Here is a 26453-nt window from a genome sequence, read left to right on the forward strand (position 1 = left end):
AATCAGTTGTTGATCGAGGAGAATTTCACTGATTCCGTCGTTTGAGCCATGTGGGTGTGTTGAAAACGTGGCTTCCGCGGCTAGTGTGGGATCCCAACCACCGGACATCTGACACTGAAGGGGGCGCACAGTGACCACCGCACTGCGTCGTCTGCGCAACTACATCGACGGGGAGTTCCGGGACGCCGCCGACGGCCGGACCACGGAGGTGGTCAACCCGGCCACGGGCGAGCCGTACGCCACTGCCCCTCTCTCCGGCTCCGAGGACGTGGACGCGGCCATGGCGGCGGCCGAAGCCGCCTTCCCCGCCTGGCGCGACCTGATCCCGGCCGAGCGCCAGAAGGTCCTCCTCAAGATCGCCGACCGCTTCGAGGAGCGCGCCGAGGAGCTGATCGCCGCCGAGTCCGAGAACTGCGGCAAGCCGATCGCCCTGGTCCGTTCCGAGGAGATCCCGCCGATGGTGGACCAGATCCGCTTCTTCGCGGGTGCCGCCCGGATGCTGGAGGGCCGCTCGGCCGGCGAGTACATGGACGGCTTCACCTCGATCATCCGCCGCGAGCCGGTGGGCGTCTGCGCCCAGGTCGCGCCGTGGAACTACCCGATGATGATGGCCGTGTGGAAGTTCGCCCCGGCGCTCGCCGCGGGCAACACCGTGGTCATCAAGCCCTCCGACACCACCCCCGCCTCGACGGTGCTGATCGCCGACATCATCGGCAGCGTCCTCGACGAACTCGGCCACCCCCGCGGCGTGTTCAACGTGGTCTGCGGCGACCGGGAGACCGGCCGTCTGATGGTCGAGCACAGGGTCCCGGCGATGGCCTCGATCACCGGCTCGGTACGCGCCGGCATGCAGGTCGCCGAGTCCGCGTCGAAGGACCTCAAGCGGGTCCACCTGGAGCTCGGCGGCAAGGCGCCGGTCGTGGTCTTCGAGGACACCGACATCGCCAAGGCCGTCGAGGACATCGCCACCGCCGGCTACTTCAACGCCGGTCAGGACTGTACGGCCGCCACCCGCGTGCTCGTCCAGGAGTCCATCCACGACGAGTTCGTCGCGGCGCTGGCCAAGGCCGCCTCGGAGACCAAGACCGGCGCGGTCGACGACGAGGACGTGCTCTACGGCCCGCTGAACAACGCCAACCAGCTCAAGCAGGTCAAGGGCTTCATCGAGCGGCTGCCCGCGCACGCCAAGATCGAGGCGGGCGGCGAGCAGGTCGGCGAGAAGGGCTACTTCTTCGCCCCGACCGTCGTCTCGGGCCTGAAGCAGGACGACGAGATCGTCCAGCAGGAGGTCTTCGGCCCGGTCATCACCGTGCAGTCCTTCACCGACGAGAAGCAGGCGGTGGAGTGGGCCAACGGCGTCGAGTACGCCCTGGCCTCCTCGGTGTGGACCAAGGACCACGCCCGCGCCATGCGGATGTCCAAGGTCCTGGACTTCGGCTGCGTGTGGATCAACACCCACATCCCGCTGGTCGCCGAGATGCCGCACGGCGGCTTCAAGAAGTCCGGCTACGGCAAGGACCTGTCCGCCTACGGCTTCGACGACTACACCCGGATCAAGCACGTGATGACCTCGCTGGACGGCTGAACCGGCCGGCCCTGAAGGGGGATCCCCACCGTCGAGCGACACGGAACGCTCGACACACCGTCGCGGGCGGAGGCCCGGCAATTGACGCTCTGTCTCTTGCCGCCTCCGCCCGCGGCACGTGAGAGTGCTCGCCATGGCTGATCTTTCGCGGCGTTCGCTGCTCAGGGGCATGGGCGGAATCGGTGTGACCGGGGCGCTGGCCGCCATGACGGGATGCGGGGTGCCGCCGGCGTACGTCGAGGCGGCGGACCGCGAGGCCCCGGACCGCTCCGCCCGGGAGCACGAGCTGGTCTTCGCCAACTGGCCGCTCTACATCGACGTCGACGACCACGACAAGCAGCGCCGCCCCACGCTGGACGCGTTCCAGAAGCGCACCGGGATCTCCGTGACGTACACCGAGGAGATCAACGACAACGACGAGTTCTTCGGCAAGATCAGCCCGGCGTTGATGAACCACCAGGCCACCGGGCGCGACCTGATCGTCATCAGCGACTGGATGTGCGCCCGGTTCGTCCGGCTCGGCTGGGTCGAGACCATGGACCGCAAGGCCCAGCCGAACGTCGCCGAGCACCTCGACCCGCTGCTGCGCACCCCGCACTTCGACCCCGGCCGCCTGCACTCGGTGCCCTGGCAGTCCGGCATCACCGGCATCGCCTACAACCGCAGGAAGCTCGGCCGGCAGATCAAGCACACCTCCGACCTGTGGAAGCCGGACCTGCGCGGCCGGGTGACGTTGCTGTCCGGGCTCGACGAGGCGTTCGCCATGCTGCTCCAGGGCAACGGCGCCGACATCACCCGCTGGACCGCCGACGACTTCCACCGGATGATCGACCAGGTCGGCGGCCTGGTGCGCAAGGGGCAGATCCGCCGGTTCACCGGCAACGACTACATCAAGGACCTGGACTCCGGCGACGTGCTCGCCGCGCAGGCGTACTCCGGCGACGTGATCCAGTTGCAGGCGGACAACCCCGACATCGAGTTCGTGGTCCCCGAAGAGGGCGCGGAGCTGTGGGCGGAGAGCATGATGATCCCCAACCTCGCGGCCCACAAGCGCAACGCCGAGCGGCTGATCGACTACTACTACCAGCCGGAGGTCGCGGCCGAGCTGGCCGCGTGGGTCAACTACGTCTGCCCGGTGCCGGCCGCGCGTGAGGTGCTCGCCTCCTCCAAGGACAAGGAGCGGGCGCAGCTGGCCGAGGACCCGTTGATCTTCCCCGACGCGGAGATGCGCAAGCGGTTGGCCATCGCGCGGGACATCACCGCGAAGGAGCGGACCGAGTTCGCCAAGGCATGGAACGGGATCGTGGGGCTGTAGGGCGTGCGCGTCGGCCGGTGCCGGTGCGGGGGTCGAGGTGGCCAACTCGCTTGCCAGAATGGGCGGTTGTGTCGATCTCTGTGGTGAAGTCGAAGGTTCCCGGGGCGTCCGGGACGGGTGCGCCGGCCGGGGGCGGGCTGTCGCCGGCGGTCACGCTGGGGCTGTTCGCCGCCTGGGCGCTGCACGACGCCGAGGAGATGGCCTTCGGGCCGCGCTGGGTGCGGGCGAACGTGCCGGCGCTGCGGAACCGGTTCCCGCAGGTGCCCGAGCGGGTCTGGCGGGCGGTGGAGGGCGTCACCCAGCGGGAGTTCGCCGCGGCGGTGGCGGTGATGGCGACGATCGTGGGCGCCGCGGCGGTCCGGGGGCACCGCACCGGCGGCCGATCCGCGTTCTTCCAGGCGGCGCTGGACGGCTTCGGGCTGCACGGCCTGCTGCACCTGGCCCAGGCGGCCGCCGCCCGCGGCTACACCCCGGGGTCGGCGACCTCGCCCGTGCTCGTCGTTCCGTTCACGCTCTGGGCCCGCGGGCGGCTGCGGCGGGCAGGGCGGCTGCGGCCCACGACCCCGGGCGGGGTGCTCCGCGGCGTCGCCGCGGCGGCCGGCGCCACGGTCGTCTCGCACGCGGTGGCGCGACGGCTGGTCAAGGGCTGACGGCCCCCGCACCCGCCGCCGGCCACCGGTGGGGCGAGCGCTAGGTGTTCTGTCCGACGGGTCAGGGTCGGACACGCCCTAGCCGCGCCACCCCGCCGCGTACGCGTCGATCTCGGCGGACAGCCGGGCCTTGGCCGCGTCGTCCATGAAGGCGGCGGTGACCGCGTTCTTGGCGAGGGCGGCCAGGCCGGTGGTGTCCAGGCCCAACAGGCGGGCGGCGACGCCGTATTCGGTGTTGAGGTCCGTGCCGAACATCGGCGGGTCGTCGCTGTTGATGGTGACCAGGACGCCGGCGTCGACCATCTCCTTCACCGGGTGCTCCGCCAGCGTGCGGACGGCCCGGGTGGCGATGTTGGAGGTCGGGCAGACCTCCAGCGGGATGCGGTGCTCGGCGAGGTGCGCCAGCAGCTTCGGATCCTGGGTGGCACTGGTGCCGTGGCCGATCCGCTCGGCGCGCAGGTCCGTCAGGGCGTCCCAGATGGTGCCGGGGCCGGTGGTCTCCCCGGCGTGCGGGACGGAGTGCAGTCCGGCGGCGATGGCCCGGTCGAAGTACGGCTTGAACTGGGGCCGGGGCACGCCGATCTCGGGGCCGCCCAGGCCGAACGAGACCAGGCCCTCGGGCTGCAGCTCGCAGGCGATCCGGGCGGTCTCCTCGGCGGCGGCCAGACCCGCCTCGCCGGGGATGTCGAAGCACCAGCGCAGCACCACGCCCAGCTCGGACTCGGCGGCCTTGCGGGCGTCCTCGATGGCTTCGACGAAGGCGGCGTCCGGGATGCCGCGGCTGGTCGAGCTGAAGGGCGTGATCGTCAGTTCGGCGTAGCGGATCTGCTGCCGGGCCATGTCGCGCGCGACCTCGTACGTCAGCAGGCGGACGTCCTCGGCGTCGCGGATCAGGTCCACGACGGAGAGGTAGACCTCGATGAAGTGCGCGAAGTCGCGGAAGGTGAAGTAGTCGGCGAGCGCCTCGGGGTCGCTGGGCACGGCGGAGTCCGGGTGCCGGGCGGCCAGTTCGGCGACGATCCGCGGGGAGGCCGAGCCGACGTGGTGGACGTGCAGCTCCGCCTTGGGCAGGCCCGCGATGAAGGCGTCGAGGTCGGACAACGGATCCTCCTGGGAGAGTGCGCCGGGTGAAGGGCGCGCGGCGGACGGTCGGTGCGATCCGGTCATCGTATGGGGGCGGCCGGACGGTCGACGCGGCCGGTCGGGGCCGGTGCGGCCCCACGGGACGGCGCCGCTCCCCGGGTGCCTAGACGGCGCCGCCCGCGGCCAGCTCCTGCCGGGCCGCCATGAGGGCGAAGCCGAGGAGGTTCAGCCCGCGCCAGCGGGCCGGGTCGGCGGCGCGGTCGTCGTCGGCGGCCAGCCCGATGCCCCATATCCGGTCCACCGGGCTGGCCTCCACCAGGACCCGGGAGCCGGTGCCCAGCAGGAACTCCCGCAGCCGCGGGTGCTGGCCGAACTTGTGCCGGCTGCCCTCGACGACCAGGGCGAAGCGGTGCCGCCGCCAGACCTCCTCGGCGAAGCCGCGCACCGTCCGCCCGGCCTCCTTGGCCTGCTGGGGGTGGGCCGCGGCGAGCGCCCGCCGCTCGGCTTCGGCGTCCCCGAAGAGCCGGGCCTTGCCGGCCATCATCCAGTGCTCGGCGGTGGCGTACCGGACGCCGTCGACGGTGAAGGGGGCGGGCCACCACTGGCTGAAACAGCTCGCCCCGACGCCGCCGTCGCGGGGCGGGCGATGGCCCCAGAAGTGGACGTACTTCACCCGCTCGCCGGCGGCGGTCAGCGCCACCACCTCCTCGACCGAGCGCGGGCCGTCCGCGGTACCGGGGGTGGGCGGGCTCGGGGTGGCTGCCGGGTTGTCGTGCATCATGCCGGGATTCTGTCAGCGAGCACTGACAACGTGTCGGGGTTTTCCGCCACTGAATTCGCAGAATTCGTCGCGTAACCAAAAGGCAACAACGGAATCACTTGTTGGTCGCCTTCAGCTCTGTCAGGATCGGCCATCGATTCCGGAAATAGCTACGCCTGGTAGTGCCGCTGAGCGGCCCCGGCGCCCGGCGGAGGAGAGCACCATGGACCAGCGATTCGAAGTGACCGAGCGATTCGCCGCGGGGGCGCAATTCATCGCCGGGAGCCTGCGGAGCGGCACCTCCGGCCGTACCCAGGACGTCGTCGACCCGGCCACCGGCGAGACCGTCCTGCGGTACGAACTCGCAGGTACCGACGACGTGGACGCCGCGGTGGCGGCGGCCGCGCGGGCCCTGCCGGGATGGGCGGGCGCCACGCCCGGCGAGCGGTCCGACACCCTGCACCGCTTCGCCGCGGCACTCACCGAGGACGCCGCGGACCTCGCCGCCGCGGAATCGCTCAACTGCGGAAAGCCAATCAAGCTCAGCAAAGAGTTCGACGTTCCGGGCAGCATCGACAACGCCGCGTTCTTCGCCGGTGCCGCCCGCCACCTGGAGGGCAAGGCGGCCGGGGAATACAGCGGCGACCACACCTCCGCCGTCCGCCGCGAACCGGTCGGCGTGGTCGGCTCCATCGCGCCCTGGAACTATCCGCTCCAGATGGCCGCCTGGAAGGTCCTGCCGGCCATCGCCGCGGGCAACACCATCGTGCTGAAGCCCGCCGAGATCACCCCGCTGACCTCCCTGATGTTCGCGCAGGCCGCGCAGCGCGCCGGGCTCCCCGACGGCGTCTTCAACGTGGTTTCCGGCGCCGGCCGGGACGCCGGCGAGCACCTGGTCGGCCACCCCGACGTCGCCATGACCTCCTTCACCGGCTCCACCGCCGTCGGCAAGCGGGTCGCCGAGATCGCCACCGGCACCGTCAAGCGGCTCCACCTGGAACTCGGCGGCAAGGCCCCGTTCGTGGTCTTCGACGACGCCGACCTGGAGGCCGCCGTCCACGGTGCGGTCGCCGGCGCGCTGATCAACACCGGCCAGGACTGCACTGCCGCCACCCGCGCCTACGTCCAGCGGCCGCTCTACGACGCGTTCGTCGGCGGCGTGGCGGACCTGATGGCGACCGTGCGGCTGGGCGACCCCTTCGACCCGTCCACCGACCTCGGACCGCTGATCTCGCACGTCCAACGGGACCGGGTGGCCGGGTTCGTCGAGCGGGCCCGCGGCTACGCCACCGTCGTCACCGGCGGCGAGGCGCCCCAGGGCGAGCTGGCCAAGGGCGCGTACTACCGGCCGACGCTGATCACCGGGGCCGCGCAGGACAGCGAGGTCGTGCAGTCCGAGATCTTCGGCCCGGTGCTGGTCGTGCTGCCCTTCGACAGCGACGACGAGGGCCTCGCGCTCGCCAACGACACCCCCTACGGGCTGGCCGCGTCCGCCTGGAGCCGGGACGTCTACCGCACCGGCCGGGCCACCCGCGAGATCAACGCCGGCTGCGTCTGGATCAACGACCACATCCCGATCATCAGCGAGATGCCGCACGGCGGCGCCAAGGCGTCCGGTTTCGGCAAGGACATGTCGGCGTACTCCTTCGAGGAGTACACGCAGGTCAAGCACGTCATGTACGACATCACCGGGGTGGCCAGGAAGGACTGGCACCGGACGATCTTCGGGGACCGTGCCTGACCCGGCCCGACCGGACGCCCCGGCCGCGGGTGCCGCACCACCCGCGGCCGGGGCCGCGCACCACCGCCACACCGGCCGCCCGCCGGGCACAACCCCCTTGAAAGGCCACCGCGCATGGAGCACCACGAGCAGTTGGCACCCCCGGCCCCCGCGGCCCCCCTGTCGGCGGACGAACTCCGCGCCATGCGCCGCAGCCTGACCACCGGCCGGCTCGCCATGACCCGCCGCTCGCTGCTGCGCGCCGGCGGCGCCCTGGCGGCCGTGGCGGGCGGCGGCGCGGCCCTGTCGGCCTGCGGCATCGCCCCCGCCGGCCGCACCGACGCCGCCCTGACCGTGGACCACTCCCCGGCGGAGAAGCGCCTGAACTTCTCCAACTGGACCGAGTACATGGACGTCAGCGACGACGGCAAGCGCCACCCCACGCTGGACGCCTTCCAGCGGCGCACCGGCATCGCCGTGACGTACACCGAGGACATCAACGACAACGACGAGTTCTTCGGCAAGATCCAGGCCCAGCTCGCCAACGGGCAGGACACCGGCCGCGACCTGATCGTGCTCACCGACTGGATGTGCGCCCGGATGATCTCCCTGGGCTGGATCCAGCCGCTCGACGCGGAGCGCCTGCCGCACGCCCGGGCCAACCTCGCGGCACAGTTCCGCGACCCCGCCTGGGACCCGGGCCGCAAGCACTCCTACGTCTGGCAGGGCATCCCCGCGATCATCGCGTACAACGTCAAGGCCACCGGCGGCCGGAGCGTCGACTCGATCAGCCAGCTGCTGGAGGACCCGCAGCTCAAGGGCCGGGTCGGCTTCCTGTCCGAGATGCGCGACACCGTCGGACTGACCCTCCTGGACATGGGCAGACGGCCCGAGGACGTCACCGCCGACGACTACGACGCCGCGCTGGCCCGGCTCCAGAAGGGCGTCGACGCCAAGCAGATCCGCCGCTTCACCGGCAACGACTACACCAACGACCTGGACAAGGGCGACCTCGCCGCGTGCGTCGCCTGGGCCGGCGACGTCGTCCAACTGCAGAGCGACAACCCCGACATCCGCTACGCCGTGCCCAAGGCCGGCTACATGACCTCCACCGACAACCTGATGGTGCCCAGCAAAGCCCGCCACATGGGGAACGCCGAACGGCTCATCGACTACTACTACGAGCCGAAGGTCGCGGCCCGGCTCGCCGCGTACATCAACTACGCCTGCCCCGTCGACGGGGTGCGCGAGGAACTCGCCAAGATCGACCGGACGTTGGCGGAGAACCCGCTGATCCTGCCGGACGAGGAGATGGCCGCCCGGTCGCACTCCTTCCGCGCCCTGACCCCCCGGGAGAGCAGGGTGTTCAACCAGAAGTTCGCCGACCTCACCGGCGCCTGAGCCGGTCCGCACGGCGCCCGGTCCGCACACCAGGCCCGCCCGAGCCGCTTCGCCCTTCGACCCACGGGACGACCCACATGACCCACACCGCGACCCCCAGCAGCGGCGGCGACGTCCGCCTGCACCGGATCAGCAAAACCTACGGCTCCTTCACCGCCGTCCAGCCGCTCGACCTCACCATTCCCGCCGGGTCCTTCTTCGCGCTGCTGGGCGCCTCCGGCTGCGGCAAGACCACCACCCTGCGCATGATCGCCGGCCTGGAGGAGCCCACCACCGGGACGGTCGAACTCTCCGGCCAGGACGTCACCGCCCTGCCGCCCTACAAGCGGCAGGTCAACACGGTCTTCCAGAACTACGCGCTCTTCCCGCACCTGGACATCTACGAGAACGTCGCCTTCGGACTGCGCCGCCGCGGTGTCAAGTCCGTCAAGAAGCAGGTCGAGGAGATGCTCGACCTGGTCCAGCTCGGCCCGATGGCGCGCCGCAGGCCGCAGCAGCTCTCCGGCGGCCAGCAGCAGCGGGTCGCGGTCGCCCGGGCGCTGATCAACCACCCCGAGGTGCTGCTGCTGGACGAGCCGCTCGGCGCCCTCGACCTCAAGCTGCGCCGCCAGATGCAGCTGGAGCTCAAGCGCATCCAGACCGAGGTCGGCATCACCTTCGTGCACGTCACCCACGACCAGGAGGAGGCCATGACGATGGCCGACACCGTGGCCGTGATGAACGGCGGCCGGGTCGAACAGCTCGGCGCCCCCGCCGAGTTGTACGAGAACCCCGCCACCACCTTCGTCGCCAACTTCCTGGGCACCTCCAACCTCATACCGGCCGAGGTCACCGAGGCCGACGGCACCGTACTCGTCCTGACCGCCGGCGGCGCCACGCTCCGGCTGCCCACCCGGCGCTGCAACACCCCGGCCCGCAAGGGCGAGAAGGTGCTGGCCGGCTTCCGCCCGGAGAAGATCGCCCTGGCGCACGCCGACGACGCCGCGGCGGTCCCCGAGGGCCACAACCGGATGGCCGGCCGCGTGCAGATCGCCAGCTTCATCGGCGTCTCCACCCAGTACGTCGTCGACGTCCCCGGCGTCGGCGAACTCTCCGTCTACGAGCAGAACATCGGCCGGGACGGCCGCCTGGTCCCCGGCGCCGACGTCGTCCTGCACTGGGAGCCGGAGCACACCTTCGGGCTCGACGCGGCACAGTCCCTGCTCGCCGGGACCACGGACGACGAGGGCGCGGAGCTCGACGGGGAGGCCGCATGACCGCCACCGCCGCCCCCGCACCACCGGACGAGCAGACCGACGACGAGGCGCTGCCGCTCCGCAAGACCCCGGCCCGCAAGCGCCTGGTGCCGTACTGGCTGCTGCTGCCCGGCATCCTCTGGCTGATCGTCTTCTTCGCCGCCCCGCTCGTCTACCAGGCGTCGACCTCGATCCAGACCGGCTCCCTCGAAGAGGGCTTCAAGGTCACCTGGCACTTCGCCACCTACTGGGACGCGCTGGCCGAGTACTGGCCGCAGTTCGTGCGCTCGGTCGGCTACGCGGCCGTCGCCACCGTGCTCTGCCTGCTGCTCGGCTACCCCCTGGCGTACCTCATCGCCTTCAAGGCCGGCCGGTGGCGCAACCTCGTGATGATCCTCGTCATCGCCCCGTTCTTCACCAGCTTCCTGATCCGCACCCTGGCCTGGAAGACGATCCTGGCCGACGGCGGCCCGGTGGTCGGCGCGCTCAACGCGCTGCACCTCCTGGACGTCACCAGCGCCCTGGGCCTCACCGAGGGGCACCGGGTGCTGGCCACCCCGCTGGCCGTGGTCTGCGGTCTGACCTACAACTTCCTGCCGTTCATGGTCCTGCCGCTCTACACCTCGCTGGAGCGGATCGACCCGCGGCTGCACGAGGCCGCCGGCGACCTCTACGCCCGCCCGGCCACCACCTTCCGCCGGGTCACCTTCCCGCTCTCCATGCCCGGCGTCGTCGCCGGCACCCTGCTGACCTTCATCCCGGCCGCCGGCGACTACATCAACTCCGAACTGCTGGGCTCCACCGACCAGAAGATGATCGGCAACGTCATCCAGTCGCAGTTCCTGCGGGTCCTGGACTACCCGACCGCCGCCGCGCTCTCGTTCCTCCTCATGGCGGCCATCCTCGCCATGGTCACGCTCTACATCCGCAAGTCCGGGACGGAGGATCTGGTCTGATGGCGGCAACCGACACCCCCGCGCAGGACCCGACCGCGACCACGGCCCCGGCCGCCGCACCGGCCCCCCGGCGCAGCTCCGGCAAGGGCCTGCGGTGGCTGCGCCGCAACCTCGTCACCCTGGCGGGACTGGCCACGCTGGCCTACCTGATCCTGCCGAACATCGTGGTGATGGTCTTCTCCTTCAACAAGCCCAACGGGCGCTTCAACTACCAGTGGACGCGGTTCTCCACCGACGCCTGGACCGATCCGTGCGGCGTCGCCGACATGTGCGGCTCGCTCGGGCTGAGCCTGGAGATAGCCGTCTGGGCCACCGTGGGCGCGACCGTCCTCGGCACCATGATCGCGTTCGCGCTGGCCCGCTACCGCTTCCGCGCCCGCGCGGCCGTCAACACCCTGATCTTCCTGCCGATGGCGATGCCCGAGGTGGTCATGGCCGCCTCGCTGGCGACCCTGTTCCTCAACATGGGCATCCAGTTCGGCTTCTGGACGATCCTGATCGCCCACATCATGTTCTGCCTGAGCTTCGTCGTCACCGCCGTCAAGGCCCGCGTGATGAGCATGGACCCGCGACTGGAACAGGCCGCCCAGGACCTCTACGCCACCCCGGTGCAGACCTTCCTGCGGGTGACACTGCCGATCGCCGCGCCCGGCATCGCCGCCGGCGCCCTGCTCTCCTTCGCGCTCTCCTTCGACGACTTCATCATCACCAACTTCAACGCCGGCTCCACCGTGACCTTCCCCATGTTCGTCTGGGGATCGGCGCAGCGGGGCACACCCGTTCAAATCAATGTCATCGGTACGGCGATGTTCCTGGTCGCCGTCCTCTGCGTGCTCGCCGGCCAGCTGGCCGGAAACCGACGTAAGCACAGTAAGCACAGTAAGCGCAGCAAACGCAGCTAGAGGAGCTGAGAACCATGGCACGAGCTGCCATGCAGACCTCGGGGGCCTCCCCCGTCCACGCACTGGCCGACGCCGCCCGCACGCCGTTCTGGTTGGAGGACCCGGCGCGGCCGGCCGCCGAACCCGCCCTCGTCGGCGACGAACACTGCGACCTGCTGGTCGTCGGCGGGGGGTACTCCGGACTGTGGACCGCGCTGCTGGCCAAGGAGCGCGACCCGCAACGCGACGTCGTCCTCATCGAGGGCCAGGAGATCGGCTGGGCCGCCTCCGGCCGCAACGGCGGCTTCTGCGCCGCCTCCCTCACACACGGCCTGGGCAACGGGCTGTCCCGCTGGCCCGGCGAACTGGGCAAGCTGGAGGAGCTGGGCGCCCGCAACCTCGACGCCATCGAGGACGCGGTCGCCCGCTACGGCATCGACTGCGACTTCGAGCGCACCGGCGAGATCGACGTCGCCACCGCCCCGCACCAGGTCGCCGAGCTCCGCGAGATGGCCGACGAGGCCGCGGAACTGGGCCTTGCCGGACAGGAGTTCCTCGACCGCGACGCGGTCCGCGCCGAGGTCGACTCGCCGACCTTCCTCGCCGGCTTGTGGGACCGCACCGGCGTCGCCATGGTGCACCCGGCCAAGCTGGCCTGGGGCCTGAAGCGGGCCTGCCTGTCGCTGGGCGTGCGCGTCTACGAGCACACCCCCGGCACCGAGCTGTCCTCGCGCGGCCCGGGCATCGCGGTCCGCACCCCGTACGGCCGGGTCTTCGCCCAGCACACGGCGCTCGCCACCAACGCCTTCCCGTCACTGGTCAAGCGGGTCCGCCCGTTCATCGCGCCGGTCTACGACTACGCCCTGATGACCGAGCCGCTCAGCGCGGAACAGCTCGCCGCCATCGGCTGGAAGAACCGACCGGGCCTGAGCGACAGCGCCAACCACTTCCACTACTTCCGCATCACCGCGGACAACCGGATCCTGTGGGGCGGCTACGACATCATCTACCGCTACGGCGGCGGCGTCCGGGCCGAGTACGACCACCACCCCGACACCTACCGCAAGCTGGCCCAGCACTTCTTCACCTGCTTCCCGCAGTTGGAGGGCCTGCGCTTCACCCACACCTGGGGCGGCGCCATCGACACCTGCTCCCGCTTCTCGGCGTTCTTCGGCACCGCCCACGGCGGCCGGGCCGCGTACGCGCTCGGCTACACCGGGCTCGGCGTCGGCGCCACCCGCTTCGGCGCCGAGGTGATGCTGGACCTGCTGGCGGGGGAGCGCACCGAGCGGACCGAGCTGGAGATGGTGCGGAGCAAGCCGCTGCCGTTCCCGCCCGAGCCGGTGCGCTCGCTCGGCATCGGCATCACGCAGTGGTCGATGACCCGCGCCGACGAGAACAGCGGCCGGCGCAACCTGTGGCTGAAGGCCATGGACAAGGTCGGGCTCGGCTTCGACAGCTGACCGATCGACCTCCCGACGCACGTCCGGGGCGGGCGGCCCACCGGCCGCCCGCCCCCGCGCGCTCCCGGGCGCCCCGCCACCGGGGCGCAGATTCCTCCGCGGACCCGTGTAAGGATCACCGGGCACGCCCCTCTCCCCTGGAGACACGGCCCACCCGGGCCGGGAACGGGAGGGGACGAGATGACCGCAATGGGGGCCAACGCCGCGGTGGACTGGCTGGTGTCGGCCGCACCGGACCCCGACGCCTGCCGCCGGGCCTGGGAGCGCAACCCGCTCGGGGTGACGCTGCTGGAGGCCGGCCGGTGCTGGGACGTCCTGATCGTCGGGGGCGCCCTCGGCCGTCCGGCGCTGGAGGTGCTGGCCCGGGGTAGGGACCGCCCCGGACCCGTCCTGTCGGACTTCCGGGATGCGCGCACCGGCTTCTTCGTGCCGCCGGGCACCACCGCCCGCTGGCTGGGCACCGGCGTGCGCGGCGCCGGCCCCGGCACCTGGATCGTGGTGCCGTACCCCGGGCGGGCGACCGGCGGCGTCCGCTGGGCGGTGCCGCCGGACGGCTCCGGGACGCTCACCGACCCGGCGGCGCTGGAACGGGCGCTGCACGCGGCGGTGGCGGACCGCGATCGGGGAGCGTGATCCCGCAGGCCCGGACCGCGGCGATCCCGCACGGCGTTAGCGATGAGTTAGTGGATCATCAGTCTGCCCCGGCATGGTGGTGTGTGCGGGGCGACCGCCGCGCCGCGCAACGGACCTTGAGGAAACCACCATGTCGAACCGCACCGCGCTCCGTAGGGGCCGCACCGTCGCCGTCGCCGGCCTGATCACCGCCGCCGCGTTCGGCCTCACCGCCTGCAACGGGACCGGCGGCTCCACCGCCGCCCCGGCCGCGTCCGCCGCCGCGGACAACGGCGCCGGAAACAGCACCGGCTCCGGGAACAGCACCGGCTCCGGTGACACGACGGGCGGTTCGGGCAGCGCCGGCACCCCGTCCGCGAAGACCGGCGACAGTGCCGCCGCAGCGGCCGGCGACGGCACGGGGCGGGGCGGCGACCAGGTGGCCCGCTGCACCACCGACGGGATGCAGGCCGGCTGGGGCTCGGAGGGCGGCGGCGTGCCGGACATGAAGACCGACCAGCAGCAGACCGTCGCGGTGTGGCTGAAGAACATCAGCGGCTCCCCCTGCCGCATCTCCGGCTTCCCCGGCGTCCAGATCAAGGGCACCGAGGGCACCACCTGGGACCTGCGCCGCTCGGGGCAGGCGCCGCAGCCGAAGGTGCTGAAGCCGAACGCGCACACCTCGTTCACCATCACGCTGCTGCCCGGCACCCGCGCGGACGACCACAAGGTCGCGCCCGGCCTGGTGCTGATCACCCCGCCGAACGAGAAGAAGCACTTCCAGCTCCAGTGGCCGTACGGCGGCGCCATCCTGGACCAGTCCGGCGCCACCCACCCCGGCACCTTCGTCAACCCCGTCAACGTGCCCTAACCGGGCCGGCCGGACCCCTGATCGGCGGTGCGGCAGGTGCGGGCCCGTTGGCCCCACCGGCCGCACACCGCGCACCACAGCGGCAACAGCACCCCCGCCAGGCACCAGCCACCGAGCACGTCCAGCGGCCAGTGGTACCCCTGCCGCACCAGCCCCAGCCCGACCCCCGCAGTGAGCAGTCCGGTCCCCGCCGCGCCCAGCCACGCGCCGGCGGACGCGGCCGCCCTCCGGCCGCCGGAGGGCCGCCTCGACCCGTGCGTCCGCCGCGCCGCGTGCGCCCGCACCAGCAGCAGCGCCACCAACCCGTAGGCGACGGCCGCCGTCGTCCCGTGTCCCGACGGGTAGAACCCCTCGTGCGACCCCGCCATCTCCGGCGGCCCCGGCCGATCCAGCCACACCTTGAACGGCACGACGAGCCCCGGCACGGCGGCCAGGGTGACCAACGCGGCGACCGGCGGCAGCCATGCCCGCCGGCGGTCGCCGGGCGCGCCCCCCGCTCCCCGGTGCAGCCGCCACCCGGCCCACGCCGCCGCCACCAGCAACACCGGCAGCGCCACCGACGTGTTGCCGAGGTCGGCGAAGAACTGCGCGGGCGCCCGGGGCACGGCGCTCGTGGCCACCTCGCGACCGAGCCGCTCATCGAACCCGCGCACCGCGCCGTGGGCCGCCACCTGCCAGGTGACCAGCAAGAAGAGCAGCGCACTGCACAGCGCGACCAGCCCGTACCGCCGGACCGCCACGCCCTCTGCACCCCCAGCGCCAGAGGGCTCCCCGGCACCACCCGCATCACCGGTACCACCGGGACCGCCAGAACCACCGGAGCCGGCCGGCCCACCAACGCGCCGCTGCCACGGCCGCCACCAACAACGCCACCGCATCAGGCGGAACACCCCCCACACCGCATCACGCGCCCCACTCCAACACACCGCACGCCCACGCCACGCACCCGCACCGCGGTACACACAGAACGACGAGCCCGGAACGCGGGCCCCGGAGTGCCCGCCGCCGGAAGCAGAAATCCGCACACGAAAATGCGGCCGCTCCGGAACAGGGGGGTGGTTCCGGAGCGGCCGCGCAGACCGGTGTCCCGCGCGCCCCGGGGGGTCTGGGGCGAGCGGACATCCGATCGGTGAGGATTCCCGGAATCCCCGTGCCAGGGGTCCGGTGGTGTGCGCGAGGGCACGGCCAGGTCGAAGCCAGGAAAGCGCCGACCGGGCACCACCCGCAGTCCCCTGTGGGTGGGTGTTTCTCTCATCTGCAGAAACCGTACGGCACCCGGAGCGCGCCCCGTAAGCCGCATCACGCGCCCGCCATTGCCCCCGCACATCTTCTTCACGCACCCCGCGGCCGGCTCCGTTCCGCCCCGCCGTGACCGTATCCCGCCCCTGCGCCGGCGGCGCCGACGCACGGGGCGCGGCCCGGGACGCGGTCCGCACCGCGCCCCGGGCCGCGCCCGGAAGGTCCTGCTCGGATGCGTCCCCAGGACGCGGACGCTCAGAGCGTGCCGAAGGCCGTCTCCAGGATGTCCAGGCCCTCGTTCAGCAGGTCCTCGCCGATCACCAGCGGCGGCAGGAAGCGCAGCACGTTGCCGAACGTACCGGTCGTCAGGACCAGCAGGCCCTCCTGGTGGCACGCCTTGGCGAGCGCCGAGGTGGCCTCCGGGTTGGGGTCCTTGGAACCCGACTTGACCAGCTCGATCGCGATCATCGCGCCGCGGCCGCGGACCTCGCCGATGACGTCGAACTTCTCCTGCATCGCGGTCAGGCGGCCCTTCATGACCTCCTCGATGCGCTTGGCCTTGGCGTTCAGGTCCAGCTCGCGCATGGTCTCGATCGAGCCGAGCGCGGCGGCGCAGGCCACCGGGTTGCCGCCGTAGGTGCCGCCCAGGCCGCCCGCGTGCGCGGCGTCCATCATCTCGGCGCGGCCGGTGACGGCCGCCAGCGGCAGACCGCCCGCGATGCCCTTGGCGGTCGTGATGAGGTCCGGCACGATGCCCTCGTCCTCACACGCGAACCACTGGCCGGTGCGGCAGAAACCGGACTGGATCTCGTCGGCGACGAAGACGATGCCGTTTTCCTTCGCGAAGTTCGCGATGGCGGGGAGGAAGCCCTTGGCCGGCTCGATGAAGCCGCCCTCGCCGAGCACCGGCTCGATGATGATCGCCGCGACGTTCTCGGCGCCGATCTGCTTGGTGATCTGCGTGATCGCCTGGTCGGCGGCCTCCTGCGCGCAGTTCTCCGGACCGGTCAGCCAGCGGTAGGGGTAGGCCAGCGGCACGCGGTAGACCTCGGGCGCGAACGGACCGAAGCCGTGCTTGTACGGCATGTTCTTCGCGGTCAGCGCCATCGTCAGGTTGGTCCGGCCGTGGTAGCCGTGGTCGAACACGACGACCGCCTGGCGCTTGGTGTACGCCCGGGCGATCTTGACGGCGTTCTCGACCGCCTCCGCACCGGAGTTGAACAGCGCCGACTTCTTGGCGTGGTCGCCCGGCGTCAGCTCGGCCAACTGCTCACAGACCTCGACGTACGTCTCGTACGGCGTGACCATGGCACAGGTGTGGGTGAAGTCGGCGAGCTGCGCGACGGCCCGGCGCACCACGGCCTCCGCGCTGTTGCCGACCGAGGTCACCGCGATGCCGGAGCCGAAGTCGATCAGGGAGTTGCCGTCCACGTCCTCCAGGACACCGCCGCCCGCGCGCTTGACGAAGACGGGCAGCACCGCGCCGACACCGGCGGCCACGGTCTCCTGCTTGCGGGCCCACAGCTCCTGCGACTTGGGGCCGGGGATCGCGGTGACGACGCGACGCTCCTGGGGGAGGGCGGGGCCTCCGGACAGTTCGGTCATGGCAGTCTCCTGGGGGTGGAACACGGACGTACAGAGGTCTTGTTCTCGCAGGTTAGGGGCGGTGGGCCGGGTCTGGCATGTTCCGTTCGGGAGAAGTGCGCGTGTTGCGTTGTCCGCACCGGACATAGCCACGGGGCGCGGCCAGTAAATTGAGCGGCGGCGCACCCGGCATGGGCACGCCCACGCGGGCAGGACAACGACAGGCCGGCGACCAACGCGGCAGGCCACGTCTCAAGGGGGACAAGGGGCACCGGATGGACACCGAGGGCACGCAGGACGCACGCAACATCCGCTCCGACCAGCTCCCCAGGCCGGCACACCCCCCGGAGCCGCCGCCGCGCCCGGCAGCGCCCCCGGTGTACGCCGCCGCGGCCGCGAGCGGCGGTGTGATGCCGCCCCGGGGCGGCGCTCGGACCGGCGATGGATCGCCATCCCCGCTCATGACGTGGCTGAGCACCCCGCGGGTGCCCGCCGGACCGGGCGTCTGGGCCTTCGGGCACCGGCCCAAGCCGAAGGTCGAGCCGCACGAGACCGCCGTGCCGCAACTGATCGCCGGCGCGGTCATCTCGACCCTGTGCGCCTGGCTGATCTGGTCCCTGCTGATGAACGACTACCTCGGCCCGTACTGGAAATGGCCGCGGGAGGTGATGCTGCCCGATTCGTGGAAGACGGGGAACGCCAACGTCGTCTCGTCTTTCGTGTACATGGCGATCGTCCTCGGCGTGGTGATCGTCGTCTTCGCCAGGATCGGACGGTGGCCGGAGCTGTTCCGGCGACTGATCACCCCGGTGGTGGACCGGGTATGGCGCAGGCTTCCCGGATGGCTCGCGCCGAAGGACCCGAGCGCGCTGCCCGGCGGACACCTGATGGCCCGGACCGGCGCCACTCTGGTCGTCGTCTGGCTGCTCTGGCAGTGGTGCACCGACAAGACCACCGACTCCTCCCTCCTGATGCTCCAACTGGAGAACCTGACGCCGGTATCGGGCCAGCAGGCATCGTTCTTCTACTACGCCACGAGCTACGAACTCCTCGACCTGGGGGCGCTGCTGCTCCTCTTCAGCAGGTTCGCCTGCCTGGGAGAACTGCGCCGTCGCTACTTCTCCTCGGGCAAGCGCGGCCCGCAGCACACCGGGAAGGCGACTGCTTCCGGCGCCCGGGCCCTGGAGGTCGATCAGGCCGAGTGGACGGAGCTGCGCGACGCCGGCGCCGCCACGGCGGCAGATCGCCTGGCGCAGGAAGCGCGTTCGGGAGTCATGAACGACGTCGACCACGCGCGGATCACCCGCGCTTGGCGGTCCGTCCAAGCGCAGCCGAGCCGTCTGCCCGCCTTCGTCGACGGTGTGCACAAGCACGGGGCGGCGGCGTTCGCGCACCCGTCCGGCGCCCGCGACCTGCACACCCGGACCGCACGGCACGACCTCGTCACCTCGCAGGTGCGCATCGGCACGGCATCCGAGGACGTGCGCAACCCCTACGACCGCCGCGGCGCGGGGATCGCACTCGCGCCGGACGTGCTCGGCACGTCGCTGCTGGCGGTCGGTCCCGCCGGGTCCGGGAAGACCACCCGACTGGTGCGCCCGATGGTGGAGGCGATGTGCCTTCAGGCGCTGTCGGGGCGCGCCACCGTGGTCTGCGTCGGACCGGCCGGATCCGGGTCGGTGCCCGACGACGCCTTCGACACCGTCGTCAGGGCCGGGCACCGGGAAGCCTCGCACGGCCTCGACCTGTACGGCGGGACCAGCGACCCCGATGAGGCCGCCACGGTGCTGGCCGAGGCGCTGGTGGGAGACCTGGTGGCCACGACGTCCAGCGACGGGCACCGGGCCGCGGCGGTGCTGGGACAACTGCTAGGGCCGTTCCGCGCGGCGCACGGGCGGTTCCCGCGGATTCCGGAGCTGCGGGAACTGCTGGACGGCTCACCGCAGGCGTTGCGGACACTGCGGACCGCCCTGGAGGGGAACGGCGACGGCAGCGCCCTACGGGAGCTGGACGCGCGGGAACGGCAGGCGGAGCGCCCGGGCGATCCCGGGGTGCTGCTCGCCGACCGGATCGCCCTGCTGGACCGGCCGGCCTTTGCCGGGCTGTTCGACCCCTCGGACGCCTCGCGGCAGGTCTCGCTGCGTGCCCTGGACCGTCCGCTGCGGATCCGGATCGACCTCCCCGAGCGGGGACACGCCGATGCCTCGCGGATCCTGGCCCGACTGGTCCTCGCGCAATTCACCGAATGCGCGGTGACCCGAACGGACCGTTCCCTTTTCGCCTGTCTCGTACTTGACGACGCCTCACACGTGATCACGCAGGAGGCACTGCGGGGGCTCCAGCGACTGCGGACCGCGAACGCGGGTGTCGCACTGACGGTGCGGGCCCTGGACGACGTGCCGGAATCGCTGCGCGGTGCGCTGCTGGGTGCGGTCGGCTGTCGCATGGCCTTCGCCGGTGTGACCACCTGGGACGGTGCGCGCTTCGCGGAGATGTGGGGCAAGGCGTGGGTGGAGACTCGGGACGTCACAGACCGTCAGATCGTCTCCGAAGAACCGTTCACCAAGGTCATGCACTCCATCCGGCGCCTGGTGACCGGGAAGAACGTCACCGCCAAGGCGGTCACGGTGCGGACGGTGGAACGCGAACGCTGGTCGGCGTCGGACCTCGCCAATTCGGTGCCACCGGGCCACGCCGTCCTCTCCGTGACCACGGTCGAGGGTGAGCACGCGCCTCCGGTGTTGATCGACCTCCGGCCCTGACCCGCCGTTCGGGGGCCCTCCGCGCGTGCTCCCTGTCCCGTCGCAGCACCGTCGCGGTCGTGATCCGTCCGGGCGGTGGCGACGGGTCCGGGCAGGGGGCGCGCGCTTCGCGGGGGCGGGGGCGGAGGGTGTGCGGGAGCGTCCCGTGTCGAATGCGCCGCCGTGGAGTGTTCCGGAAACCGTCCGTTGAGGCAGAATCGGCAGCAGCCGTTCATACGGGACGGCGTACATGCCAGCCGTTCATACGGACGGTGCAGACGATCGGCGGGAGTCGGCAGGGGACCGGTGGGTGACTCGGCCGCCGGTCGCGGTCGTGCCGTCCGCCGGAGCCATCGAAGGTCTCATGCCGCACACCCTCGCCTCCCTGGTCAACCACACCGCGCTCAAGCTGACCGTGCTCGCGGGCGAGGACCGGCTGGACGCCCCGGTGCGCTGGGCGCACGCCAGCGAGCTGATCGACCCGGTGCCCTACATGGAGGGCGGCGAACTGCTGCTGATCACCGCCCTCAAGCTCGACGCGGAGGACCCGGAGACCGCCGACCGGTACGTGCGGCGGGTCGCCGAGGCCGGCGTCGTCGGGCTGGGCTTCGCGGTCGGGGTGAACTACGAGGGGGTGCCCGAGGCGCTGGTCGAGGCGGCGAGCCGGCACCACCTGCCGCTGCTCGGGGTGCCGCGCCGGACGCCGTTCATCGCGATCAGCAAGGCGGTGTCGGCGTCCGTGGCGGCCGACCAGTACCGCGCGGTGACCGCCGGTTTCGAGGCCCAGCGCGAGCTGACCCGGGCGGCGCTCGGCGCCGAGGGGCCGGCCGAACTGCTGGCCCGGCTCGCGTCGCACCTGGACGGCTGGGCGGCGCTCTACGACGCCTCGGGCGCGGTGGTGGCGGCCGCCCCGGAGTGGGCGGCGCGGCGGGCGGCCCGGCTCGCGGAGGACGTGGCGCGGCTGCGGGAGCGGCCGGCGCCGGCCAGTTCGGTGGTCAGCGACACCGACGGCGACGACCGGGTGGAGCTCCAGACGCTGGGCACCGGGCGGCGGGCCCGCGGGGTGCTCGCCGTGGGGACCGGTGCGCCGCTCGGCACCGCCGAGCGGTACGCGGTGCACTCCGCGGTCGCCCTGCTGACGTTGACCACCGAGCGCTCCCGGGCGCTCCAGGACGCCGAGCAGCGGCTGGGCGCCGCGGTGCTGAAGATGCTGCTGGCGGGCGAACCGGACCACGCCCGGGCCGTGGCGGGCCGGCTCTACGGAGGGCTGCTGGACGCCCCGTTCCGCATGGTGGTGGCCGAGCCGGTGCCCTCCGACGACCAGCCGTCCCCCGCCAAGCTCGCGTCCGCCCCCGAACCGGGGGGATCCCCGTCGTCGGGCGCCGGCGCCGTGCCCGTCCTGGACGCGCTGGCCGACGCCATGGAGTCGGCCGCCGCCCGGAGTGGCGAAGCGGTCCTCGCGGTACCGGACGCCGGCCGGCTGATCGTGCTGGTCACGGACGGCGGGGCGGCCGCGGACGCCTGCACCGCGTTCGCCGCCGCGGCCGAGGCGCGGCTCGGTGCGGCGCCCCGTCCGCGCGGCCGCAACGGCCGGAGCGGCGCCGCCCGGGAGACCGAGGGGCTGGCAGTGGGCCTCTCCGCGCCCACCGGCCCGATGGCCGCCGCCAACGCCTACCGCCAGGCCGAACAGGCGCTGTCCGTGGCCCGCCGCCGCGGCCGCGCCCTGGTGGAGCACGAGGACGTGGCGGCCGGCTCGGTGCTGCCGCTGCTCGCGGACGACGCGGTGCGGGCGTTCGCCGACGGGCTGCTGCGGGCGCTGCGCGAACACGACGCGACCGGCCGCGGCGACCTGGTGGCGTCCCTGCGGGCCTGGCTGGCCCGGCACGGCCAGTGGGACGCGGCCGCCGCCGACCTGGGCGTCCACCGCCACACCCTGCGCTACCGGATGCGGCGGGTGGAGGAGATCTTGGGCCGCTCGCTGGACGATCCGGACGTCCGGATGGAGCTGTGGCTGGCGTTGAAGGCCACGTCGTCCCAGGTGGGGGAGTAGGCGACACGCCCGGGCGGGGCTGCGGGCCGGGTGGCTCCGGCCCGTGCGGGACGCGCGCCGCCCCGGCGGGGAGCGCCCCGTCGACCGCGGTCACCGGCCCCGCTCGACCACCCGCGCACGGCGTCCGGGCCCCTCGTGGCCCTCCCGCGGATCGGTTCCGGGCTCCCGTGGACTCCACCGCGGAGAGGCGCACCCGTGGATTACGCCGCTTCGGACAAGCGTCAGGAGGCCGCCGCGCCCCTACGGTGGGCAGCAGAGTCCTACGCCAAGCCGCTCCCAGAGCCGCGCGTGCACCACCCACCATCATGAAGGGCCGGGATCCACTGTGCCGAACACTGCTGCAGCCCCCACCGCCTTCTGGCTCGCCGGCCGTGAAGCCACCGGCGAGACCACCTTCGACGTCACCTCCCCCTGGGACGGACGTCTCGTCGGCACGGTGAGCGTTCCCACCGAGGCCCAGGTCGAGGAGGCCGTCGCCGCCTCCGTCGCGGTCCAGGACGAGCTGGCCGTGACCCCCGCCCACGTGCGGGCCGCCGCCCTGGACCACGTGGTGCGCGGGCTGGTGGAGCGCACCGAGGAGATCGCCCAGCTGATCTCCGCCGAGAACGGCAAGCCCATCAAGTGGGCCCGCGGCGAGGTCGGCCGCGCCGTCTCCGTGTTCCGCTTCGCGGCCGAGGAGGCCCGCCGCTTCAACGGCGGCGAGGCGCAGCGCCTGGACACCGACGCGGGCGGCGCCGGCCGCCTCGCGCTGACCCGCCGCTTCCCGCGCGGCACGGTCCTGGGCATCGCGCCGTTCAACTTCCCGCTGAACCTCTGCGCCCACAAGATCGCCCCGGCCATCGCCGCCGGCGTCCCGATCATCCTCAAGCCGGCCCCGGCCACCCCGCTCTCCGGCCTCATCATCGGTGAGCTGCTCGCCGGCACCGACCTGCCGGCCGGTTCCTGGTCGATCCTCCCGGTCCCCAACGACCGCATGGAGGCCCTGGTCCAGGACGAGCGGCTGCCGGTCATCTCCTTCACCGGCTCCGACACGGTCGGCTACGCCATCCTCGACTCCGTGCCGCGCAAGCACTGCACCCTGGAGCTCGGCGGCAACGGCGCGGCCGTCGTCCTGCCCGACTGGTCCTCCGAGGAGGACCTGGACTGGGCGGCGCAGCGCATCGCCACCTTCTCCAACTACCAGGGCGGCCAGTCCTGCATCTCGGTGCAGCGGGTCATCGCCGACGCCTCGGTCTACGACCGGCTGGTCGCCAAGGTCGTGGAGCGGGTCGAGGCCCAGGTCACCGGCGACCCGACCGACCCGGAGACCGAGGTCGGCCCGCTGGTCAGCGAGGCCGCGGCGCAGCGCGTGGAGTCCTGGGTGAACGACGCCGTCGAGCGCGGCGCCAAGCTCCTCACCGGCGGCAAGCGCGACGGCGCCTCCTACGCGCCGACCGTGCTGGAGGACGTGCCGGCCGGCGCGACCCTCGCCACCGAAGAGGTCTTCGGTCCGGTGCTCACCCTCAAGAAGGTCGACGGCGTCGACGCGGCGTTCGCAGCCGTCAACGACTCCAAGTTCGGCCTCCAGGCCGGCGTGTTCACCCACGACGCCCGGACCGCCTTCCGCGCGCACCGCGCGCTGGAGGTCGGCGGCGTGGTGATCGGCGACGTGCCGTCCTACCGCGCCGACCAGATGCCCTACGGCGGCGTCAAGCAGTCCGGCGTCGGCCGCGAGGGCGTCCGCTACGCGATGGACGACTACACCTACGAGCGGGTCCTGGTCCTCACCGGACTGGACCTGTAGGCCGCAGGGAATTCCCGTGGCCGGGCGGGCCGCGTTCGTCGGCCCGCCCCGCACCCTCCGATCCGGCCTGGCTTGGTGGACAGCGACGGCCATCCCTTGGGCCGTACCGCCCGCCAGGTCCGGGCCGGCGCACCCCCCGGCGCCGGCCCCCGTGCGCGGCGCGCTCCGGCACCCTGTTTCCGGAGCGCGCCGCGTCCCCCCCCCGCCGTCCGGCACTGGCCCCGCCAGGCCGGACCTCCGACGCTACGGCCCCGCTCCGCCCCGGTTCCTCCTGACCGAGGCGGATGCGGGGCCTTGCCGTTGGGGGGAAGACCGCCGGCGCACGTACAACCAGCGCGGTACGCCGCCCCCCCCCGCAGGGCCGGTACGGGGGTTCGGTCCGCCCCGTCGGCCGGGCGGCCGGAGCCGGGCGCGCACGCCTTCGCGGACGTCCGTTCCGCCTCGCGCCGGGACGCGTCGGCGGGCGCCGCTCCGCTGGTGCAACCGGTGCGGATCGGGTACTTGTCACAAGTAGCACTGCCCGGCGGCCGACCGGTCCGTCGGCGGCACTCCCGATCCGCGGTGAGGTGAGTTCCCGATGACCGCTCCGTCCATCCGCAACGTTTCCGAGCGCGAAGCCCGCCAGGTCGCCGAGGCGGCCCGTGAGCAGGACTGGCACAAGCCCAGCTTCGCCAAGGAGCTGTTCCTGGGGCGCTTCCGGCTCGATCTCATCCATCCGCACCCGACCCCGTCCGTGGACGACGTCCGGCGCGGCGAGAAGTTCCTCGCCACGCTGCGGGCGTTCTGCGAGACCCAGGTCGACGGCGCCCGCATCGAACGGGACGGCCGGATCCCGGACGAGACCGTGCGGGGCCTGAAGGAACTGGGCGCCCTGGGCATGAAGATCGACCCCAAGTACGGGGGCCTCGGCCTCACCCAGGTCTACTACAACCGCGCGCTCGCCCTGGCCGGCTCGGCCAGCCCGGCGATCGGTGCCCTGCTCTCCGCACATCAGTCGATCGGCGTACCGCAGCCGTTGAAGCTCTTCGGCACCCAGGAACAGAAGGAGACGTTCCTGCCGCGGCTGGCCCGCACGGACATCTCGGCGTTCCTGCTCACCGAGCCCGACGTCGGCTCCGACCCGGCCCGGCTGGCCACCGCCGCGGTCCCCGACGGCGACGACTACGTCCTCGACGGCGTGAAGCTGTGGACCACCAACGGCGTGGTCGCCGACCTGCTGGTGGTGATGGCCCGGGTGCCCGCCTCGGAAGGCCACAAGGGCGGCATCACCGCCTTCGTCGTCGAGGCCGACTCGCCCGGCATCACCGTCGAGAACCGCAACGCCTTCATGGGCCTGCGCGGTCTGGAGAACGGCGTCACCCGCTTCCACCAGGTGCGGGTGCCGGCCGCCAACCGCATCGGCCCCGAGGGCGCCGGTCTGAAGATCGCCCTGACCACGCTCAACACCGGCCGGCTCTCGCTGCCCGCGATGTGCGCCGGCACCGGCAAGTGGTGCCTGAAGATCGCCCGCGAGTGGTCCGGCGCCCGCGAGCAGTGGGGCCGCCCGATCGCCAAGCACGAGGCGGTCGGCGCCAAGATCTCCTTCATCGCGGCGACCACCTTCGCCCTGGAGGCGGTCGTCGACCTCGCCTCCCAGATGGCCGACGAGAACCGCAACGACATCCGCATCGAGGCCGCCCTCGCCAAGCTCTACGGCTCCGAGATGGGCTGGCAGATGGCCGACGAACTGGTCCAGATCCGCGGCGGCCGCGGCTTCGAGACCGCCGACTCCCTCGCGGCCCGGGGCGAACGCGCGGTCCCCACCGAGCAGATGCTGCGCGACATGCGGATCAACCGGATCTTCGAGGGCTCCACGGAGATCATGCACCTGCTGATCGCCCGCGAGGCGGTGGACGCCCACCTGTCCGTCGCCGGCGACCTGATCGACCCCGACAAGACCCTCGCCGACAAGGGCAAGGCCGCCGCCAAGGCCGGCGGATTCTACGCCCGCTGGCTGCCCAAGCTCGTCGCCGGACCCGGCCAACTCCCCAACACCTACGCGGAGTTCGGTGAACTCGCGGGCCACCTGCGGTACGTCGAGCGGACCTCGCGCAAGCTCGCCAGGTCCACGTTCTACGCGATGTCCCGCTGGCAGGGGAAGATGGAGACCAAGCAGGGCTTCCTCGGCCGGATCGTCGACATCGGCGCGGAGCTGTTCGCCATGAGCGCGGCCTGCGTGCGGGCCGAGCACCTGCGGCTCACCGGCAACCACGGCCAGGAGGCGCACCAACTCGCCGACGCCTTCTGCCGCCAGGCCCGGATCCGCGTCGAGGAACTGTTCCACCGGCTGTGGACCAACACCGACGAACTCGACCGCAAGGTCGTCTCCGGCGTCCTCGGCGGCCGCTACACCTGGCTGGAGGAGGGCGTCGTCGACCCCAGCGGGGACGGCCCCTGGATCGCCGACGCCACCCCCGGCCGCACCACCAAGGACAACGTCCGCCGCCCCTTCCAGTAGGGCGGGGCCAGCTCGTACGGGCGGCCC

Annotated in this window: 19 protein-coding genes; 15 read left to right on the top strand and 4 right to left on the bottom strand. The window is 72.4% G+C overall.

The annotated features are described in order from the left end of the window. The first annotated feature begins 130 nt into the window (after positions 1 to 130). The 3 genes from ACJ6WD_RS12455 (at position 131) to ACJ6WD_RS12465 (ending at position 3550) form a co-directional block, all read left to right on the top strand. Positions 131 to 1585, top strand: a complete 1455-nt coding sequence (locus ACJ6WD_RS12455) for a gamma-aminobutyraldehyde dehydrogenase (RefSeq protein ID WP_331248203.1) — start codon at positions 131 to 133, stop codon at positions 1583 to 1585. 133 nt (positions 1586 to 1718) lie between these two features. After that, positions 1719 to 2900 carry a spermidine/putrescine ABC transporter substrate-binding protein gene (locus tag ACJ6WD_RS12460; RefSeq protein WP_233658525.1) on the top strand — a complete coding sequence of 394 codons (1182 nt, stop codon included), beginning with the start codon at positions 1719 to 1721 and terminating at the stop codon, positions 2898 to 2900. A 137-nt stretch (positions 2901 to 3037) separates the two neighbouring features. After that, positions 3038 to 3550, top strand: a complete 513-nt coding sequence (locus ACJ6WD_RS12465; RefSeq protein WP_267952801.1) for an HXXEE domain-containing protein — start codon at positions 3038 to 3040, stop codon at positions 3548 to 3550. A gap of 78 nt (positions 3551 to 3628) precedes the next feature. Here ACJ6WD_RS12465 and ACJ6WD_RS12470 read toward each other — a convergent pair whose 3' ends face one another. Next, the gene (locus tag ACJ6WD_RS12470) at positions 3629 to 4651 is read right to left on the bottom strand and encodes an adenosine deaminase (protein WP_233658526.1); all 1023 of its coding nucleotides are present in this window, start codon (positions 4649 to 4651) and stop codon (positions 3629 to 3631) included. A 145-nt stretch (positions 4652 to 4796) separates the two neighbouring features. Continuing rightward, a complete protein-coding gene (locus tag ACJ6WD_RS12475; RefSeq protein WP_233658527.1) occupies positions 4797 to 5414 on the bottom strand; it encodes an NADAR family protein in 618 nt (205 codons plus the stop codon). 202 nt (positions 5415 to 5616) lie between these two features. On the opposite strand from ACJ6WD_RS12475, the gene ACJ6WD_RS12480 reads away from it, so the two are divergent. The 8 genes from ACJ6WD_RS12480 to ACJ6WD_RS12515 all read left to right on the top strand — a co-directional run bounded on the left by ACJ6WD_RS12480 (position 5617) and on the right by ACJ6WD_RS12515 (position 14532). After that, complete coding sequence (locus ACJ6WD_RS12480; RefSeq protein ID WP_233658528.1) at positions 5617 to 7134, top strand: gamma-aminobutyraldehyde dehydrogenase; 1518 nt, start codon at positions 5617 to 5619, stop codon at positions 7132 to 7134. Positions 7135 to 7248: 114 nt separating this feature from the next. Further along, entirely contained in the window at positions 7249 to 8514 is a 1266-nt protein-coding gene (locus ACJ6WD_RS12485; RefSeq protein WP_407615780.1) for a spermidine/putrescine ABC transporter substrate-binding protein, read from the top strand. A gap of 77 nt (positions 8515 to 8591) precedes the next feature. Further along, positions 8592 to 9770 carry an ABC transporter ATP-binding protein gene (locus tag ACJ6WD_RS12490; RefSeq protein ID WP_407615781.1) on the top strand — a complete coding sequence of 393 codons (1179 nt, stop codon included), beginning with the start codon at positions 8592 to 8594 and terminating at the stop codon, positions 9768 to 9770. Continuing rightward, positions 9767 to 10705, top strand: coding sequence for an ABC transporter permease (locus tag ACJ6WD_RS12495; protein ID WP_233658531.1), 939 nt, complete (start codon positions 9767 to 9769; stop codon positions 10703 to 10705). The genes ACJ6WD_RS12490 and ACJ6WD_RS12495 overlap by 4 nt, the downstream gene beginning before the upstream one ends. After that, positions 10705 to 11607, top strand: a complete 903-nt coding sequence (locus tag ACJ6WD_RS12500; RefSeq protein ID WP_407615782.1) for an ABC transporter permease — start codon at positions 10705 to 10707, stop codon at positions 11605 to 11607. Before ACJ6WD_RS12495 ends, ACJ6WD_RS12500 begins: the two co-directional genes overlap by 1 nt. A 14-nt stretch (positions 11608 to 11621) precedes the next feature. Then, positions 11622 to 13049 carry an FAD-binding oxidoreductase gene (locus ACJ6WD_RS12505; protein WP_233658533.1) on the top strand — a complete coding sequence of 476 codons (1428 nt, stop codon included), beginning with the start codon at positions 11622 to 11624 and terminating at the stop codon, positions 13047 to 13049. A 189-nt stretch (positions 13050 to 13238) separates the two neighbouring features. Further along, complete coding sequence (locus ACJ6WD_RS12510; protein WP_376437612.1) at positions 13239 to 13682, top strand: hypothetical protein; 444 nt, start codon at positions 13239 to 13241, stop codon at positions 13680 to 13682. 130 nt (positions 13683 to 13812) lie between these two features. After that, complete coding sequence (locus tag ACJ6WD_RS12515) at positions 13813 to 14532, top strand: DUF4232 domain-containing protein (RefSeq protein WP_407615783.1); 720 nt, start codon at positions 13813 to 13815, stop codon at positions 14530 to 14532. Here ACJ6WD_RS12515 and ACJ6WD_RS12520 read toward each other — a convergent pair. Both ACJ6WD_RS12520 and gabT read right to left on the bottom strand, forming a co-directional pair. Next, the gene (locus tag ACJ6WD_RS12520; protein WP_376437580.1) at positions 14529 to 15272 is read right to left on the bottom strand and encodes a phosphatase PAP2 family protein; all 744 of its coding nucleotides are present in this window, start codon (positions 15270 to 15272) and stop codon (positions 14529 to 14531) included. The two genes, ACJ6WD_RS12515 and ACJ6WD_RS12520, sit on opposite strands and share 4 nt — an antisense overlap. A 754-nt stretch (positions 15273 to 16026) precedes the next feature. Then, the gene (gene gabT / locus ACJ6WD_RS12525; protein ID WP_016577931.1) at positions 16027 to 17376 is read right to left on the bottom strand and encodes a 4-aminobutyrate--2-oxoglutarate transaminase; all 1350 of its coding nucleotides are present in this window, start codon (positions 17374 to 17376) and stop codon (positions 16027 to 16029) included. Positions 17377 to 17630: 254 nt separating this feature from the next. Here gabT and ACJ6WD_RS12530 point away from each other — a divergent pair, with 254 nt between their 5' ends. The 4 genes from ACJ6WD_RS12530 (at position 17631) to ACJ6WD_RS12545 (ending at position 26426) form a co-directional block, all read left to right on the top strand. After that, positions 17631 to 20117, top strand: coding sequence for an ATP/GTP-binding protein (locus ACJ6WD_RS12530; protein ID WP_407615784.1), 2487 nt, complete (start codon positions 17631 to 17633; stop codon positions 20115 to 20117). 343 nt (positions 20118 to 20460) lie between these two features. Next, positions 20461 to 22146: a PucR family transcriptional regulator gene (locus ACJ6WD_RS12535; protein ID WP_407615785.1), complete on the top strand. Its 1686-nt coding sequence runs from the start codon at positions 20461 to 20463 to the stop codon at positions 22144 to 22146. 325 nt (positions 22147 to 22471) lie between these two features. Further along, entirely contained in the window at positions 22472 to 23929 is a 1458-nt protein-coding gene (locus ACJ6WD_RS12540) for an aldehyde dehydrogenase family protein (protein WP_016570723.1), read from the top strand. A gap of 577 nt (positions 23930 to 24506) precedes the next feature. Further along, the gene (locus tag ACJ6WD_RS12545) at positions 24507 to 26426 is read left to right on the top strand and encodes an acyl-CoA dehydrogenase family protein (RefSeq protein ID WP_016570722.1); all 1920 of its coding nucleotides are present in this window, start codon (positions 24507 to 24509) and stop codon (positions 26424 to 26426) included. Positions 26427 to 26453: the final 27 nt, after the last annotated feature.

The sequence above is a fragment of the Streptomyces sp. VTCC 41912 genome (assembly GCF_045799175.1).
Classification (GTDB): domain Bacteria; phylum Actinomycetota; class Actinomycetes; order Streptomycetales; family Streptomycetaceae; genus Streptomyces; species Streptomyces albulus_C.

Coding starts and splice junctions, on each gene's coding strand:
- ACJ6WD_RS12515 (WP_407615783.1), top strand. CDS start 13,813: ATGTCGAACCGCACCGCGCTCCGTAGGGGCCGCACCGTCGCCGTCGCC.
- ACJ6WD_RS12480 (WP_233658528.1), top strand. CDS start 5,617: ATGGACCAGCGATTCGAAGTGACCGAGCGATTCGCCGCGGGGGCGCAA.
- ACJ6WD_RS12495 (WP_233658531.1), top strand. CDS start 9,767: ATGACCGCCACCGCCGCCCCCGCACCACCGGACGAGCAGACCGACGAC.
- ACJ6WD_RS12530 (WP_407615784.1), top strand. CDS start 17,631: ATGGACACCGAGGGCACGCAGGACGCACGCAACATCCGCTCCGACCAG.
- ACJ6WD_RS12490 (WP_407615781.1), top strand. CDS start 8,592: ATGACCCACACCGCGACCCCCAGCAGCGGCGGCGACGTCCGCCTGCAC.
- ACJ6WD_RS12535 (WP_407615785.1), top strand. CDS start 20,461: ATGCCGCACACCCTCGCCTCCCTGGTCAACCACACCGCGCTCAAGCTG.
- ACJ6WD_RS12500 (WP_407615782.1), top strand. CDS start 10,705: ATGGCGGCAACCGACACCCCCGCGCAGGACCCGACCGCGACCACGGCC.
- ACJ6WD_RS12460 (WP_233658525.1), top strand. CDS start 1,719: ATGGCTGATCTTTCGCGGCGTTCGCTGCTCAGGGGCATGGGCGGAATC.
- ACJ6WD_RS12545 (WP_016570722.1), top strand. CDS start 24,507: ATGACCGCTCCGTCCATCCGCAACGTTTCCGAGCGCGAAGCCCGCCAG.
- ACJ6WD_RS12505 (WP_233658533.1), top strand. CDS start 11,622: ATGGCACGAGCTGCCATGCAGACCTCGGGGGCCTCCCCCGTCCACGCA.
- ACJ6WD_RS12485 (WP_407615780.1), top strand. CDS start 7,249: ATGGAGCACCACGAGCAGTTGGCACCCCCGGCCCCCGCGGCCCCCCTG.
- gabT (WP_016577931.1), bottom strand. CDS start 17,376: ATGACCGAACTGTCCGGAGGCCCCGCCCTCCCCCAGGAGCGTCGCGTC.
- ACJ6WD_RS12475 (WP_233658527.1), bottom strand. CDS start 5,414: ATGATGCACGACAACCCGGCAGCCACCCCGAGCCCGCCCACCCCCGGT.
- ACJ6WD_RS12510 (WP_376437612.1), top strand. CDS start 13,239: ATGGGGGCCAACGCCGCGGTGGACTGGCTGGTGTCGGCCGCACCGGAC.